General features: G+C 67.4%; 11 protein-coding genes. 5 read left to right on the top strand and 6 right to left on the bottom strand.

Annotated elements, in window-relative coordinates; translation table 11 throughout:
* On the top strand, positions 1 to 317 hold a 317-nt coding region (locus tag ACIP9X_RS18915), incomplete at its 5' end, for a hypothetical protein (protein ID WP_400481295.1).
* Between the two features lie 157 nt (positions 318 to 474).
* Here ACIP9X_RS18915 and ACIP9X_RS18910 read toward each other — a convergent pair.
* The 3 genes from ACIP9X_RS18910 to ACIP9X_RS18900 all read right to left on the bottom strand — a co-directional run bounded on the left by ACIP9X_RS18910 (position 475) and on the right by ACIP9X_RS18900 (position 5,915).
* Positions 475 to 2,655 carry an elongation factor G-like protein EF-G2 gene (locus ACIP9X_RS18910; RefSeq protein ID WP_400481294.1) on the bottom strand — a complete coding sequence of 727 codons (2,181 nt, stop codon included), beginning with the start codon at positions 2,653 to 2,655 and terminating at the stop codon, positions 475 to 477.
* Between the two features lie 100 nt (positions 2,656 to 2,755).
* A complete protein-coding gene (gene hrpB / locus ACIP9X_RS18905) occupies positions 2,756 to 5,470 on the bottom strand; it encodes an ATP-dependent helicase HrpB (protein ID WP_400481293.1) in 2,715 nt (904 codons plus the stop codon).
* A 58-nt stretch (positions 5,471 to 5,528) separates the two neighbouring features.
* A complete protein-coding gene (locus tag ACIP9X_RS18900; RefSeq protein WP_400481292.1) occupies positions 5,529 to 5,915 on the bottom strand; it encodes a VOC family protein in 387 nt (128 codons plus the stop codon).
* Between the two features lie 285 nt (positions 5,916 to 6,200).
* Here ACIP9X_RS18900 and ACIP9X_RS18895 point away from each other — a divergent pair, with 285 nt between their 5' ends.
* Positions 6,201 to 6,788, top strand: a complete 588-nt coding sequence (locus ACIP9X_RS18895) for a hypothetical protein (RefSeq protein ID WP_400481291.1) — start codon at positions 6,201 to 6,203, stop codon at positions 6,786 to 6,788.
* A 204-nt stretch (positions 6,789 to 6,992) separates the two neighbouring features.
* Complete coding sequence (locus tag ACIP9X_RS18890) at positions 6,993 to 8,402, top strand: MFS transporter (protein WP_400481290.1); 1,410 nt, start codon at positions 6,993 to 6,995, stop codon at positions 8,400 to 8,402.
* A 3-nt stretch (positions 8,403 to 8,405) separates the two neighbouring features.
* Here ACIP9X_RS18890 and ggt read toward each other — a convergent pair whose 3' ends face one another.
* Positions 8,406 to 10,232, bottom strand: a complete 1,827-nt coding sequence (gene ggt, locus ACIP9X_RS18885) for a gamma-glutamyltransferase (RefSeq protein WP_400481289.1) — start codon at positions 10,230 to 10,232, stop codon at positions 8,406 to 8,408.
* Between the two features lie 134 nt (positions 10,233 to 10,366).
* Positions 10,367 to 11,650: an MFS transporter gene (locus tag ACIP9X_RS18880; protein ID WP_400481302.1), complete on the bottom strand. Its 1,284-nt coding sequence runs from the start codon at positions 11,648 to 11,650 to the stop codon at positions 10,367 to 10,369.
* 211 nt (positions 11,651 to 11,861) lie between these two features.
* Between ACIP9X_RS18880 and ACIP9X_RS18875 the strand changes: the two genes are divergently transcribed.
* Complete coding sequence (locus ACIP9X_RS18875) at positions 11,862 to 14,021, top strand: glycogen debranching N-terminal domain-containing protein (protein WP_400481288.1); 2,160 nt, start codon at positions 11,862 to 11,864, stop codon at positions 14,019 to 14,021.
* Positions 14,022 to 14,044: 23 nt separating this feature from the next.
* Here the strand turns inward: ACIP9X_RS18875 and ACIP9X_RS18870 are convergent, their stop codons facing one another.
* A complete protein-coding gene (locus ACIP9X_RS18870) occupies positions 14,045 to 14,983 on the bottom strand; it encodes a 5'-3' exonuclease H3TH domain-containing protein (protein ID WP_400481301.1) in 939 nt (312 codons plus the stop codon).
* Between the two features lie 70 nt (positions 14,984 to 15,053).
* Here ACIP9X_RS18870 and ACIP9X_RS18865 point away from each other — a divergent pair, with 70 nt between their 5' ends.
* Entirely contained in the window at positions 15,054 to 15,629 is a 576-nt protein-coding gene (locus ACIP9X_RS18865; protein ID WP_400481287.1) for an HhH-GPD-type base excision DNA repair protein, read from the top strand.
* Positions 15,630 to 15,767: the final 138 nt, after the last annotated feature.

Below are 15,767 nucleotides of genomic sequence, written 5' to 3'. Positions count from 1 at the left end.
TGCACCACCACACCGCTGCCGCCCGAGTGCCCGCAGCCGCCACCGCCACCGCCACCGCCGGGCTGCACCACCACACCGCTGCCGCCCGAGTGCCCGCAGCCGCCACCGCCACCGCCACCGCCGGGCTGCACCACCACACCGCTGCCGCCCGAGTGCCCGCAGCCGCCACCGCCACCGCCACCGCCGGACTGCACCACCACACCGCTGCCGCCCGAGTGCCCGCAGCCGCCACCGCCACCGCCACCGCCGGACTGCACCACCACACCGCTGCCGCCCGAGTGCCCCCCAGTGGCATCACCGTTAGGCGCCTCGCGTGAATTTTTGGATTTCCGTATCCGCGTGTCGGTGCGCCCGCCCACCCTAGGGGTCAGTGCTTTCTGTGCCTCTGACACCCCACCTATGACGTTCCAGGTACTTGATGCCTCCCGCCGAGTGGGCGGGAGTCGCTATATGCACGCGTAGCAGCCGCCGTAATCAGGCGTTGGCCGCCGCCGGCGCCACGTTACCCGGCACCGGCTCGTGCCGCAGGTAGCTGCGCCGGAAGCGGCCGGTCCCGGCCGTGAGCGCACGCAACTGGACGGCGTAACGCAAGAGCTCGCCGTCGGGCACCTCCGCGGTGACCTCCGTGCGGTCGCCGCCTGCCGACGTCGTACCCGTCAGCCGGCCGCGGCGGGACGACAGATCACTCATCACGGGTCCGACGTAGTCGTCCGGAATGCTGATGGTCACCGACGAGACGGGCTCAAGCAGCTGGATGCGCCCGGCGCCCGCGGCCTCGCGCAGGGCCAGCGCTCCGGCCGCCTGGAACGCGGCGTCGGACGAGTCCACGCTGTGGGCCTTGCCGCCCACCAGCGTCACCCGGATGTCCACCACCGGGTAGCCGGCCGAGACGCCTTTCTGCATCTGCGCCCTGATGCCTTTTTCGATCGACGGAATGTAGTGCCCGGGAACCACGCCGCCCACGGTCTTGTCCATGAATTCGAACCCTCCGCCGCGGTCGAGGGGCTCGACTTCGATATCGCAGATCGCGTACTGACCGTGGCCTCCGGACTGCTTGACATGGCGGCCGTGGCCGGCAGCCCGCACGGCGAACGTTTCCCGCAGCGGCGTGACCACCGGCACCGTCTGCAGCTTCACCCCCTGGTCGCGCAGCCGGTCCAGCACCACGTCGCCGTGCGCCTCCCCCATGCACCACAGGATCAGCTGGTGGGTTTCGGAGTTGCGTTCCACGCGCAGGGTCGGGTCTCCGGCGGCAACCTTCCCCAGGCTCTTGGCGAGGGCGTCCTCGTCGCTCCGGGTGGCTGCTTCAACAGCCAGGGGCATCAGCGGCTCGGGCATGTCCCACGACTCCACCAGCAACGGGCGGTCCTTGGCCGAGATGGTGTCCCCGGTCTCCGCGTTGGCAAGCTTCGCCACCGCGCAGATATCGCCCGCCACGCAGTAGGGCACGGGCTTGAGGCTGGCTCCCACCGGCGAGTATAGGTGCGTGAGGCGCTCGTCGCTGTCATGGTCCTCGTGGCCGCGGTCGGCAAGGCCGCGGCCGCCGACATGCACGGCTGAATCTTCCCGCAAAGTGCCGGAGAAGATCCGGACCAGGCAGACCCGTCCCAGGAAGGGATCGATGGTGGTGCGCACCACTTCACCGGCCAGCGGTCCTTCCGGATCGCAGGTCAGCGGCCCGGCAGGAGCCCCGGCCAGGTCCGTGGCCTCGGGCAATGGCCGCTCCGCAGGCGACGGGAAAGCGCGGGTCAGCATGTCCAGCAGCTCGGTCAGCCCCAGCCCGGTGACGGCTGACGTGGCGAGCACGGGAAAGAACGACCCGCGGGCCACCGCGGTTTCCAGGTCCGCCACGAGGACGTCGACGTCGATGTCCTCACCCCCGAGGTAGCGGTCCATCAGGGTCTCGTCTTCGCTCTCCGAGATGATCCCCTCGATAAGCGCCCCCCGGGCTTCCTCCGACTCGGAAAGCTCCTCGGGGGTTGCATCGCGCACGGCGGGCACCGCGTCCCCTTCGGAGTAGTCCGATACCGTTCCGGAGAGCAGCCCCAGCAGGCCGGTGACGGCGCCCCCTGTGTGTACGGGGAGATACGCGGGAACAATGCCGTCGCCGAAAGCGCGCCGGCATGCGCCCAGGGCAGCCTCGAAGTTCGCCCGCGGGTGGTCAAGGCGGCTGATCACCACTGCCCTCGGCACTCCCACCTGGTCGCACTCGGCCCACAGCGCTGTGGTGGCGGCGTCGATGTCGTCCAGGGCGGACACGACGAACAGTGCGGCGTCTGCCGCGCGCAGTCCGGCGCGCAGCTCGCCCGTGAAGTCACCGTAGCCGGGTGTGTCGAGCATGTTGATTTTGATGCCGTCGGCGATCAGCGGCGCCACCGACAGGACCACCGAGCGCTGCTGGTGGATTTCAGACGGTTCTGCATCACTGACGGTGTTGCCGTCCTCGATTGAGCCCTTCCGGGAGATGACGCCCGTGGCCGCCAGCAGAGCCTCGAGCAGCAGGGTCTTTCCTGCACCCGAATGCCCGACCAGCGCCACGTTGCGCACCTTTTCGGGCGAATCAACCGGTGCCCCCGCGGCAGCTTCGGCCCCCCGCGGGTCCGAACTGCCGCGGCCGGGGGCCTTGCCCCGGCCATTGGTTCCTTTCACAGACATGACCATCTCCCGACATCCTCGTCGTGTGCCGCCGCGCGGCCTTGGTAAGACGATTCGACACCCTGAGGCGGCCGGACAGCAATAGCACGGGACCGGCAGGCTACATTCTGGCTTTTGTCCAGGCCGTGGCGGGCGCTGACCACGGGTCCTCGGGCCACGGATGCTTCGGATAGCGGCCCCGCATTTCCGCACGGACCTGGGCGTAAGGTCCGGACCAGAAGGAAGCGAGATCGTCTGTCACGGCCAAGGGACGCCTGGCCGGCGACAGGAGATGGAACAACACGGGCACCTTCCCGTCCGCCAGACGCGGCGTGGCAGCCCAGCCAAAGCACTCCTGAAGCTTAACCGCCACCACCGGGCGGCCGCCGTCGATCACGTCCGGGTAGTCGATCCGCACCCTCGTCCCGCTGGGCACCTCAAGGGCCTCCGGGGCGAGCTGGTCCAGCCGGGAGGCCTCGGGCCACGGCAGCAGCCGCCGAAGCGGTTCTGCCAGGTTGATACGGTCTGCGGCCGTTCCCGCTGCGAGCGCTTCCAGTTCCGGCGCCAGCCACTCCTCCAGCCGGGACAGCAGTGCCTGCTCGGAGACGTCCGGCCACGGCGCGCCGACTTCCCGGTGCAGCAGGGCGAGCCGCCGGCGCAGGGCGTCCGCCGCCGTCGACCAACCGATGGCCTGCAGACCTTCGCGTTCCAGGGCGCGGGCTACGGCAGTCCGCCCCTCCTCGGTGGAAGGCCTTACGGGTGTGGAGGCAAGCACAATTGCCCCCAGCCGCCGTTCCCTCCGGGCGGAGATCCTGCCCTGGTTGAACCGGGCTTCCACATGCTCGTCCAGCAGCTGCCGGGCGGCAGCCTCGGCCTGCTCCGGGGTGAGCGGCGCAGCGGAGCGTACGACGGCACCGGTCCCGGCGGCATCCCGTCCTTCCGCCCGCGCCACCTCCGCGACCGCCAGCCACTCGTGCCCTGAAAGCGGGCTGCCCGCGGGAAGCCCGGCCCGCGTGCCGGAGGTCAGCTGGTACCGGTCCGGTCCCCCGCCCGGTACCCGACGCGCTACCCGGTCAGGAAAAGCAAGGGCGACGACGAAACCGGCAGCCTCAGCGGCGCCCGCCGGAGCAGCGGCGATGTCTGCAGCCGGCAGGTGGCCGGCGGAGCCTTCCCTGCGTGCGATTGCCTCCAGCCGCCTGACCTCCTCGGCCCAGCGTGCGGCGGCCAAATCCTTGCCGGACCGCAGAGATGCCAGCAGACGCGGGAGGTCCGCCCCCGGCGAGCGCTGGTCACCGGACACGACGGCGACAGTCTCCGCCGCCGTCCGGTGGCCGACGACGGCTGCTCCCGCCAGCAGGGCACGTCCCAGGCGCGGGTCGGCGGGGATCCCCGCCAGGGTTTTGCCGAGCTTCGTGGCGGAGCCGTCGGGTTCCACCGCACCGAGTTCCCGCAGCACCTCCACCGCGTCGTCCATCGCTGCCTGGGGCGGGGCGTCCGGGAGCGGCAGTCCCTTGCCTCCGGGCGAACCCCAGCAGGCGAGCAGCAGAGCGGCTCCAGTGAGGTCGGCCGCGGCGATCTCCGGCGTCGGGTGGGCAGGAGCGGCGCCAAAGGTCTTTTGGTCATAGCAGCGGACTACGGTCCCTGGTCCCTGGCGGGCGGCCCGGCCGGCCCGCTGCTCCGCGGACGCCCGCGAGCAGGAAACAGTTATCAGGCCGGACATGCCGCGGGTCGCGTCCCGGCGCAGCTCGCGGGACAGGCCGGCGTCGATGACCACACGGACCCCGGGCACCGTCAGCGAGGACTCGGCCAGGGCCGTGGAAACGATGATCCGTGCCCGGCCTCCCGGGTCCCGCCCGGAGACGGCGCGGTCCTGCTCGGCCGGGGACACCTGGCCGTGAAGTTCCAGGACCTCAGCGGAGACGCGGCCGCGCAGACGGGCAGCCACCTGTGACACCTCCCACGCCCCGGGGAGGAACACCAAGGCGTCGACGCCCGGGTCCTTGTCCAGCGCCGATGAGTGGGCTGCAGCAGCCGTGGCTGCCACATGGTCAAGAAAAGCGCGCGTCACGCCGCGGTCATCAAGCCGCGGCCCCGGAGCGGGTGCCCATTCCACAGTCAGGCGGTGCAGCGCGTACGGGCAGTCGACGACGGGAGCCGGCCCGCCGCCGTCGTACCCTGTTTCTCCCCCGCCCATCAGGGCGGCGAACCGCCGTGCGTCCAGCGTCGCGGACATGGCGACGAAAGTGAGGTCGCCGCGCAGCTGGCGGACCTCCGAGAGCATGCCGAACAGGAGGTCGGTCTCGAGTCCGCGTTCATGGACTTCATCGAGGATCACGGCGCCCGTGCCCTCCAGCCCGGGATCGGAGAGCAGCCGGCGCAACAGGATGCCAGGGGTGACGAACTCGATAAGGGTGCCCGCCCCGGTCTGGCGCTCACCCCGCACCGTGTATCCAATGCGCTCCCCCAGCCGGCTGCCGTCCAGGGAGGCGAGGCGACGTGCCGCAGAACGTGCGGCAACACGGCGTGGCTGGGTCACGACGACGCGTGGGAGCACGCTGCTCGCATGATGCGCCTGTCCCGAGTCGCCGCTTCCGGATCCTCCCGACAGGAGGTTGGCGACCAGCGGCGGAACGAGGGTGGTTTTGCCCGTGCCGGGCGGCGCCTGCACCACGGCGGCTCCGCCCGTACTGCTGCTGCCTGCACTGGCACTGCGTATTTTCAGCGTGGCTGCGAGCTGCCCCAGCGAGTCCGCAAAGACCAGGCCGGAACCGATCGCGCCCAGGTTAAAGGGGCCGGAGGGACGCGCTGGCTCAGGAGGAACGGGAAGGGCAACCACCCGTCCATTGTGCCTTGGGTTCCCAGTGCCTGGCGTCCCCGGCCTGCTGCCCGGGCAGCTACCCGCGCTGGTACTGGAAGAGGCTGAGGATGTTGCCCTCCGTGTCCGTGAACCACGCAGCCCTGCCGGCGGTGCTGGTGGCGATGCCGTTCTCAGTTTTCAGCCCAGGGAAGTCGTACTCTTCAAAGACGACGCCCCGGCCCCGCAGTTCCTCCATTTCGCGCTCCAGATTGTCTGTCTCCCAGCTCAGCTGCGTGTTTTTCGCTGTCCCCGCGTTGTCAGTCTGGTACAGCAGGAACGACGTCCCGTTCCCGCAGCGGTAGACCAGGTTCTCGTCGTCCAACGTCTCCGCAGGGTCCAGACCGAGGACATCCCGGTAGAAATCCCGTGCCCTGGCAATGTCCTTCGCCGGAAGGACAGCAAGCACTTCACGTTCCTTGAGCATGATGAATTCTCCTTGTCACCCAGGTCCCCGGGGAGCTGCCCGATAGGCACGGCGAAAGAGGGAGTCGTGCCGAGAAGGTCCTGATGCGCACCATCGTAGGCCTCCGCCCTAGAGAGTCAATGCCGCATTGCTATCGGCTGCCCGGGCGGTAGCCAAGCCTTGTTTTCGTGTGCGGGCACACGGGAGTGCGGCCTGCCGATCAGCGGCACGCTTTCCATGCGGAGGTGACGGCGGGAAGATAATGTCACCGGAGCCAACAGCCGGAGCAGGACGGAGGCGATCCTCATGCACGGGCTTCCGCGAATCACTGTCGAGGTACCGGTGCTGAACATCGGATCCCGCCCCACGGACTACGAGGAGCTGGGGACGTACGTCAATGGCCTGCGCAGGGAACAGGGCCTGCACATGACCCTGCTGCACATCGGCATCCTGCCTGAGTTCGTCCAGGACATCGCCGACTGGACCAAAGGCAGGACCTCCACCAACGAAGCCACCCGACGCACAGCAGACTGGTTGCGGGGACTTCCGGTATTGGCGGGCTTCTCGGGGACTGCGGAGCGCCTGATTTCGCTCGCCGGCGGCAACGTGTCCGGGTTGGAGGTCCAGGTGCCTGAACGCGTCCATGATTACCAGGTCTTTCTGGTGCAGGCACTTCATGGACTGCTGGAAGAGCTGCAGGTGGACAACGTCGACGACTTCATCCTGAGCTCGCCCGCCCTGGGCTTCAGATACCCTCGCTGGGTCCCTCACGTGGCCGTCGGCCGTCCGAAAACCAGGAGCGGCGGCTCCTGGGAGATCCGGCCGCTGAACCTTGACTTTGGCCCCTCGCAGATCCGGAACGGCCGATTGCTTCCCGACGCCGGCAGCACCTGAAGTAGCTGGTTCCCGGGGCGTTTGTGAGCGGCGTTACAAATAATCTTTGACATCAGAGGGCATCAGGGTGTCTTATGGAAAGCGCTATCCCACACGATTGGGCCGATTCCCATGACAGGCCGATCCACAAGAACTTCAGCTGATGCCGCCCCAAAGAGGAGCAGAATGTCAGCACCGCAAGCACCCTGTCCAAAGGAGGACAATATGCAGAGCCAGACCCACAGGCGGACTGGAGCCGGCGAACGGCGGGATTCCAGCAGGACGTCCAAAAAGGCGGCCGCGAGCGGCTGGGTCGGCAGCGCTCTGGAGTACTACGACTGGTTCATCTATGCGCAGGCCGCAGCGCTGGTGTTCCCGACGGTGTTCTTCCCCGGAGGAAACCCGGCCGTGGCGCTGATCGCCTCGTTGGGCACCTACGCCGTGGGCTACGTGGCCCGGCCGATCGGAGCATTCTTCCTCGGCCAGTGGGGCGACAAGCACGGCCGCAAGAACGTGCTGGTTCTCGCCATGCTGTTGATGGGCGTCTCCACCTTTGCAGTTGCGCTGCTGCCCACCTACGGCCAGGTCGGCATCCTGGCTCCGGCTCTTTTGGTCGCCCTCCGGCTGGTCCAGGGTTTCGCCGTGGCCGGAGAATTGAGCGGTGCCAGTGCCATGATCGTGGAGCATGCGCCGTTCGGCCGGCGCGGCTTCTACGCAAGCTTTGCCCTCCAGGGCACCCAGGCCGGGCAGATCATCGCCGCGGCAGTCTTCCTTCCGCTCTCGGCCGTGCTGTCCGCCGAAGACTTCCAGTCCTGGGGATGGCGCATCCCCTTCCTCCTCAGCGCCGTTGTGGTGTTCGCCGGATACATGATCCGCCGCAAGGTCGAGGAGACTCCGGTCTTCGAAAAGGAAAAAGCACGGCACGAGACCCCCAAGGCGCCCATCATCCAGGTGATGCGCGAAAGCGGAGCCAACGTGCTGCGGGCCGTGTGCATGACCCTGGTCAACGTGGTCGGCGTGACCGTGGCCGTCTTCGGCGCAGCGTACGCGACCCAGCCGGGCTACGGCGTCGGCATGAGCACGAGCGTGTATCTCTGGATCCCCGTCCTCGCCAACGTAGTTGCCCTGGCTCTCATCCCATGGTTCGGAAACCTTTCCGACAAGTTCGGCCGCCGGCCGCTGATGATTTTCGGCTCACTAGGTTCCGGCGCCCTGGCCTTTTCCTACCTGCACGCAGTCAGCCAAAACAACGTTGTGCTCACCGTGATCCTCGCGATCCTCATGTGGGGCACTCTCTACCAGGTCTGGAACGCGACCTTCGCCAGCTTCTTCCAGGAACTCTTCCCCTCCCGCACCCGCGTCACCGGCTTTGCCGTCTCGCAGAACATCGGGCTGGTCCTCACGGCCTTCCTGCCCACCCTTTTCGCGGCCATCGCCCCTCCGGGGTCCGCGAACGTGCCGTTCGTCATCGGTTCCCTGTGCTTCGGAATCACGATCATCGGGGCCATTGCAGCCTGGACGGCACCGGAGACGCACCGCATCCCCCTCAACGAGCTGGGCACGCCGGACGCCAAGCCGGTGTCCCGTGAAGAGTATGACCGGCTCAGGACGGAAGCCCGGGCGGCAAAGCCCTGAGCGTCACCTCGAGGGCTTGACCACCATCGCGGACCCGCCCCCGCGCCGGACAGGCTCAGCCGCCGCAACCATTCTCCCGTCGGGCTTGAATTCGATTGCGGTGGCTGCGCCTATTTCCGCCGCAGAGGTAAACGCATCACCAGCAGGCGCCAGCTCATGACCGTACGCCGAGAGCCCGCTTCCGTATGCAGTGATGAACGCCGGCTCGGCAGTGACGTTGGCGGTGTTCCGCTGTGCCGCCCGCGGTGCCGCAATGGCCTGGGAAATGGTCATGCCACGGTCCACGCGGTTCAGGATGGTCTGCAGGACAGTGGTGATGATGGTTGAGCCGCCGGGGGAACCGAGCGCGAGGAACGGCTTTCCCTCATCGAGGATGATGGTCGGCGACATCGAGGAGCGCGGGCGCTTCCCGGGTTCGATCCGGTTCGGGTCCTTCTGGTCGTAGACGGTTGAGAAATCCGTCAGCTCATTGTTGAGCAGGAACCCGCGGCCGGGAACCACGATCCCGGACCCGCCGGTCTGCTCGATGGTGAGCGTGTACTCGACCACGTTCCCCCACTTGTCCGCGACGGTCAGGTTGGTGGTGGAGATGTTCTCGGTGTCCTTCTCATCGGCGATGGACGCGGCGGCAGCGGGGCACACGCCGTCGTAATTGGCCACATTGCCCGGCGGGACAGGCTTCACGGCCGCGCGCTTGGGGTCGATGGCGCAGGAGCGCTCCTTGCCGAACAGCGGGTCCGTGAGTTCGGCTGTGGGGACGTCGACGAACTTCGGATCTCCGACATACCTGCCCCGGTCCGCGAAGGCAAGGGCGCTGGCTTCAAGGTAGTGGTGCAGCGCGTTCGGCGTTGACATCTCTGCGATGTTGAACGTATCAAGGACGTTCAGCGCCTCGCCCACCGTGGTGCCGCCGCTGCTGGAGGGTGCCATGCCGTAGACATCGTAGCCGCGGTACTCCACATGCGTGGGCGCCTGGTTCAACGCGCTGTAGCCGGCGAGGTCCGCCGTCGTCATGTGGCCCGGCGGAACGGGCAGCCTCGTGGCGGCAGTTTTGGGCGGCGCCTTGACGGCGGCTACGATCTCTTTCGCGAGCTGGCCGTGGTAGAAAGCGCGGGTGCCCTTGTCAGCGAGGAGTTTATACGTCCTGGCGAGATCGGGGCTCCTAAAGATGCTGCCGACGGCGGGTGCGTCACCGCGAGGGAGGAACAGTTTGCTTGTCGAGGTGAACGCCGCAAAGCGGACCTTGTTGTCCAGGGTCTGCTGCCGGAAGGTTTCATCAACCACGAAGCCCCGGTTTGCCACGTCGATTGCCGGCTCGAGGACATCGTCGAGGTCCATGGTTCCCCAGCGCTTCAGCGCCCGGTCCCAGGTGGCGGGCGTTCCGGGTACGCCGACGGAGACGCCGCTCGTGACGAGCTCTGGGGTGAAGTTGTAGGGTTTGCCGGTCTTCGGATCGATGAACGCGTCGCGGGGCATCCCTGCCGGCGCCGTCTCGCGGCCGTCGATCGTGCCGACCCTGCCGGTCTTCGCGTCGTAGAACAGGAAGTAGCCGCCTCCGCCGATCCCGGCGCTGTACGGTTCGGTGACTCCCAAGGTTGCGGCCGCGGCGACCGCCGCGTCTGCTGCGTTGCCGCCGTCGCGGAGGACCTCGATGGCCGCGGCAGAGGCTTCCGGATCAACGGTGCTGACTGCCCCGCCGTAGCCTCTGGCTGTCGCGGTCTTTTTTGTCTCCCGATCATCTGCGGATGCGGGGCTGATGACCGCCCCACCTGTCACGCTCATGGCCACGGCCGCCGTGATGGCAGCCAGGCGACGCTTATTGTAGGGCATGGTCGCTCCCGGATCTGGGTGGTGCGGTTGACGGTATTGTCACGCTACTCCGGGGCCGTGTGACACTCAATACTCAATTGGTACTCCCGGCGGGCTCGGGAACACGGCCACGGATAGAGCCGCCGCGCCGTCCTTCAGGAGTCCTGCAGCGGAGGGGATTCCGCCTCGGTTGTGTCAGTGGCGCCGGAGAAATCGTCTGCCTGGTGGCGCTGCTGACGGCTCGCCAGCAGGAAGGGCACAGCCATCAGTTCGATCAGGCCGCTGACCGCCAGCGAGGCCGGATAGCCGTACACGTCGGCCGCGCGCCCCAGCGCCGGCTGCACCACCACTCCACCGCTTGATCCCATCAGGGAGTCGAAGCTTAGGACTGTTGCACGCTGCTTCGAGGCGATCATGTCATTGAGGTAGGCCTGGCGTACCGGGGTCCCCGCCGCCGCCACCAGCGCCCACAGCGCCAGCAGGACCAGCGCGGCCCAGAATACCTGGACGAATCCGAGCGCCAGCAAAATCATGGCGCTCACACCGCTGCTGAGCATCAGCACGGTGGTGCGCTTGCGAACGAGTCGCCTGACCCGTGGGGCCAGCCAGCCGCCGAGTATCTCCGCGCCGGCCACCAGCGCCGCCGCCAGGCCTGCGATGGAGTACGCCCCAGGGTCGCCAAAGAGCCCGAGCAGGTACGGCTGCAGGGCATAAAACACATAGATCGCGACGCCCGAGCTGAACGGGGCGGCCAGCATCACGTAGCGCACCGGTGGGTTTTTCAGCCCGTTCTCGATGGAAGCGGAGAGCACGGCACGGGTTGCCCTCAGGGGATGGGCGGAACGTTCGGGCGTGAAGCCCACATCGTGCATCAGCCAGAAGGCCACCAGGAACATGGCCGCAAGCACGCCCACGCGCAGCAGGAACGGGACGCCGAGGTCGGTGGCCTGCGCCACCACGCCACCCGCCACCGAACCGAGGAGCATCGCGGCGCCCTGCACCATCAGTCCCCTGCCGAGCACCGCCTCCAGCCCACCCTCATACCCGGAGAACCGCAACGCATCAACGAGCCATGCTTCGACGGCCCCTGAGAAGAATGTGAAGCCCAGCCCAAGCAGCACTGACACCACTGCCCACCACCAGAACGGGGCGGATAGCTGCCACAGCATGTAATAGAGGTACGTCGATCCGGCGAGTGTCAGCGTGCCAAGCAGAAAGGAAGTCCGGCGTCCCCACCCGTCGGCGACGACACCGGTGGGGACCTCGAACAGCACCATGCCTGCTGTGAAGAACGCATTCGCTGCGAAGGCCTCAAAATTGCTCAGCCCCGCGTCGAGCAGGAACAGTGTGTTGATGCCCCAGATGAACGAAGCCGCAAGGGTATTGCCCAGCGTCAACGTCAGGTAGACGCGCTGGATCTTGCGGGCGCCGGCGTTCATGATGCCGCCGTCCCCGTTGGGGCGAGGGGAAGGCACGAGCCCATTGTCGTCCCGATCGCAGAAGCCCGCCAGAGCGGCCCTTAGCCCGGGCGGCCCTTTCATCACGGCGGGTACAGGCGTAGCGTCTATCCATCGGAGTTGGACGGCGATCAACAGGTGGCCTGCCTTGCGCCACGCGCCGCCTCATCTTGAGCCTTCGAAGGAGGCGGGGATGACTGGATGGAATGCCGACACCGCTGCCGGGCCCATCGGGGCCGGCACGGTAACCCTGGTGGAGGGCTCATCCTTCTGTATCTCGCTGGCGAACGGTGACATCCATCCGGAACTCCCGCACGGGGCGTTCTTCGAGGACACCCGCATCCTGTCCCGGTGGAATTTGACGGTGAACGGCCAGCCGCTGGAGCCCCTGACGGCCGAGACAAAGGAGCCGTACCGGGCCCTGTTTATTGGCCGGGTCCCCCGCTCCGACGGATATGCGGACAGTCCGCTGATCGTGGAACGCCTCCGGGAAGTCGGTGCCGGCATCCACGAGGAGATCACCATCCGCAACTACTCGCCGGACGAGGCGGAATGCGTTGTCACCCTGAGCGCCGAGTCGGATTTCGCGGATCTCTTCGAGGTGAAAGAGGCACGGGTCCAGCGGCAATGGGAGGAAACCCGCCAGCCCGGCGGCGACTCCCTGCTGATCCGGGCTGTCTGGCAGGATGTGGCCAAGGGTGTCATCGTCATCGGAGGCGGCGCGGAGGTCACCGCCGATGCCCTGAGCTACCGGACGGTCGTCCCCGGACGGGGCCAATGGAGCACGCAGCTGAGCGTGGTCCCCACCGTCAAGGGCAGCGCCGTCCCGGCGTCGACCTTCATCCGACGAGCGGGCGGTGAGGCCTCTCCCAGCGACCGGCGAAGGCAGCAATGGGTGGCAAAGATCCCCAAACTGCACACGGCCAACCGCTCCATTGAGCGGACCCTGCGGCGCAGCTATGACGACCTCGGAGCCCTGCGGATCGAGGATCCGGCGCACCCCGAGCGGATCGTCGTGGCGGCCGGCGCGCCGTGGTTCATGACGCTCTTTGGCCGCGACGCGCTCTGGGCCTCCGAAATGGCCCTTCCGGTGGATCCGTCCCTGGCATTGGGCACCCTGCAAACACTGGCTGACCACCAGGGCAGCGTGGTGGACCGGATGAGCGAGGAGGAGCCGGGGAAGATCCTGCACGAGGTCCGGCTCGGCGTCTCCAGCGGTCTGGCGCTGGGTGGCAAGTCCGTCTATTACGGCAGCGTCGATGCCACCCCGCAGTTTGTGATGGCGGTCGGTTCGGTGAGCCGCTGGGGTTTCGCCAAGGACACGATCGCTGCGCTGCTGCCCCACGCCGACCGCGCCCTGGACTGGATCCGCGATTACGGCGACAGGGATGGCGACGGTTTCGTTGAGTATGGGCGGCTCAACGACCAGGGCCTGATCAACCAGGGCTGGAAGGACTCCTGGGACGGCATCAACTTCGCTGACGGCACCCTCGCCGAACCGCCGATCGCACTTTGTGAAGTGCAGGCGCTGGTGTACTCGGCGTACATGTCCCGGGCGTGGATGGCGTACGACGCCGGTGACGCGCCTTTGGCTGCGCAACTCGTCGGCCAGGCGGCGGAACTAAAGAAACGGTTCAACGATGAGTTCTGGCTGCCCGACCGCGGTTATTTCGCCGTAGCCCTCGACGGCAAGAAGCGGCCGGTAGATGCGTGCGCCTCCAACATGGGGCAGTGCCTGTGGCACGGCATTGTGGACGACGACAAAGTGCCCCTGGTGGCCGAGCGGCTGATGTCCCCCGAGATGTTCAGCGGCTGGGGCGTCCGCACCCTGGGCAGCGACATGGGGGCCTACAACCCCGCCAGTTACCACAACGGTTCAGTCTGGCCGCATGACAACGCCATCATCGCGGCGGGGCTGCTGCGCTATGGTTTCGTGAAGGAGGCCCAGCGCATCGCCTCGGCGCTGCTGGAAGCAGCCGATTACAGTGACGGCCGGCTGCCGGAGCTGTTTTGCGGCTTCAGCAGGGACCAGGTCGCCGTGCCCGTGCCGTACCCGACGGCGTGCTCCCCGCAGGCCTGGGCTGCGACCACGCCGATCATGCTGGTGACGAGCCTGATGCGGTACGACGCCCACGTGTCCCGGGGCGGCGTGTGGATGGACCCTGTCCTGCCGGAAGCCTACGGCGACCTGCACATCTCCAACGCCCCCTTGGCCGGAGGCAGGATCACCATCGACATCACCGGCTCGGAACCTTCCATCCAGGGGCTGCCCGAGGGGATGACCTTCCACCGTGAACACCGGCCCTGGCTGACAGAGCTTATGGAGCAGGCCGAGCTGGGAAGAGAGGGCTAAGCGCTGTTGGAACCGGTCGAGCTCTACTGGAGCCGGTCCAATGCCGCGAGGAGGCGCCTGAGGGAGCCGCCGAGGTTCCACTCCGTGGCGAGCCGCTCAAGTTCAGCCCGTGCCCCGCCATCGACAGGATGCAGCTCGGCGCCGGCTTCCTCAAGCGACGGCAACTTGAGGTCGCGCACCACCTTCACCACGGCGGGAGCTGCTGTGAGGTAATCCGCAGCCGCCGCCAGCTTCGATCGCACGGCTGCACTCACCCTGCTTCCGGGCGACGCGGCCGCCTCGAGCAACCCTTCGAGCGTCCCGTGCTCCAACAGCAGAGTGGCTGCAGTCTTCTCACCGATGCCGGGCACGCCGGGCAGACCGTCGGAGGCGTCACCGCGGAGAGTCGCGTAGTCGGCGTACTGCTGGGGCAGCACACGGTATTTCGCGACGACGACAGCGTCGGTCATGATTTCGAGGTTTTTCATGCCGCGGGCGGTGTAGATCACCCGCACCTGGCGTTCGTCGTCGACCACCTGGAAGAGGTCCCGGTCCCCGGTCACGACGTCGACGGGCAGCCGGGCGTGGCTGGCATAGGTGCCCACCACGTCGTCGGCCTCGTGGTGGGGAGCCCCCACGACGGCGATGCCGGCGAGGTCCAGCACCCGGCGGATCATCGGGAGCTGCGCCTCAAGGGCGTCCGGCACGACTTCCACGTCCGGGGAATCCGCGACAATCTCTGCGACGCGGTGCGACTTGTAGGTCGGGAGGAGGTCGACCCGCCACTGCGGACGCCAGTCATCATCCCAGCACGCAACAAGATGGGTGGCGCCGTAATCGATGATCAGCCGTGCGATCATGTCGAGCAGACCGCGCACTGCGTTCACGGGCGTCCCGTCAGCGCGACGGATGGTGTCCGGGAGGCCGTAGAAGGCGCGGAAGTACAAAGACGCGGTATCGAGCAGCATCAGGCGGTGGACCATACCTGATCCTGTCACGGATTCACCTGGCCGCGGTGCCCGTGACACGGGCTCAAGATGGGAGGATGGGCGCATGGAATTGCACATCACTGGAGACCCCGCCGCCGACAAGCTGCTCAGCGATGACGCGTTTGCACTGCTGACCGGCATGCTGCTTGACCAGCAGGTGACCATGGAGTCGGCCTTTGCCGGACCCGAAAAGATCCGGACACGCATCGGCTCGGTGGAGCCCGCGGCCATCGCCGGATATGACCCTGCCGGGTTCGTCGAGGTTTTCAAGGAACGCCCGGCGGTCCACCGTTTCCCCGGCTCCATGGCCGGCCGCGTCCAGGCGCTCGCAGAGACTGTGCAGCGCGAGTGGGACGGGGACGCAACCGCGATCTGGACCCAGGGTGACCCGGACGGCCCGGAAGTGCTCCGCAGGCTAAAGGAACTTCCCGGATTCGGGGAGCAAAAAGCGAAGATCTTCCTGGCGCTCCTTGGCAAGCAATGCGGACTCCAGGCTGAAGGCTGGCGCGAGGCTGCCGGACACTACGGCCAGGAAGGGGCGTTCCTTTCTGTCGCCGACATCACCGATCCGGAGTCGCTGGGTAAAGTGCGTGCCAGCAAGCAGGCTGCCAAGGCCGCGGCCAAAGCTGCAAAGGCTTAGGCACCAAACAGACCACCTGCTCGATCGGATCCATCGTTAGGGTCGAGAGGTCCAACACTACGGCCCTGGTGGCACAACCGGAGGCGGATCCGGAGAGACCGGCGGCAGCACAGGCGGATCCGGAGAGACCGGCGGCAG

It is taken from the genome of Arthrobacter sp. NPDC093125 (assembly GCF_044754225.1).
Lineage (GTDB): Bacteria > Actinomycetota > Actinomycetes > Actinomycetales > Micrococcaceae > Arthrobacter.
Note: the sequence above shows the minus strand (reverse complement) of the source record. Positions and strands in the feature narration are given on the sequence as shown.

What these genes read in the sequence shown, in the direction of transcription:
- ACIP9X_RS18865 (WP_400481287.1), top strand. Translation starts at nt 15,054, where the DNA reads ATGGAATTGCACATCACTGGAGACCCCGCCGCCGACAAGCTGCTCAGC.
- ACIP9X_RS18910 (WP_400481294.1), bottom strand. Translation starts at nt 2,655, where the DNA reads ATGTCTGTGAAAGGAACCAATGGCCGGGGCAAGGCCCCCGGCCGCGGC.
- ggt (WP_400481289.1), bottom strand. Translation starts at nt 10,232, where the DNA reads ATGCCCTACAATAAGCGTCGCCTGGCTGCCATCACGGCGGCCGTGGCC.
- ACIP9X_RS18900 (WP_400481292.1), bottom strand. Translation starts at nt 5,915, where the DNA reads ATGCTCAAGGAACGTGAAGTGCTTGCTGTCCTTCCGGCGAAGGACATT.
- ACIP9X_RS18880 (WP_400481302.1), bottom strand. Translation starts at nt 11,650, where the DNA reads ATGAACGCCGGCGCCCGCAAGATCCAGCGCGTCTACCTGACGTTGACG.
- ACIP9X_RS18870 (WP_400481301.1), bottom strand. Translation starts at nt 14,983, where the DNA reads ATGGTCCACCGCCTGATGCTGCTCGATACCGCGTCTTTGTACTTCCGC.
- ACIP9X_RS18890 (WP_400481290.1), top strand. Translation starts at nt 6,993, where the DNA reads ATGCAGAGCCAGACCCACAGGCGGACTGGAGCCGGCGAACGGCGGGAT.
- ACIP9X_RS18875 (WP_400481288.1), top strand. Translation starts at nt 11,862, where the DNA reads ATGACTGGATGGAATGCCGACACCGCTGCCGGGCCCATCGGGGCCGGC.
- ACIP9X_RS18895 (WP_400481291.1), top strand. Translation starts at nt 6,201, where the DNA reads ATGCACGGGCTTCCGCGAATCACTGTCGAGGTACCGGTGCTGAACATC.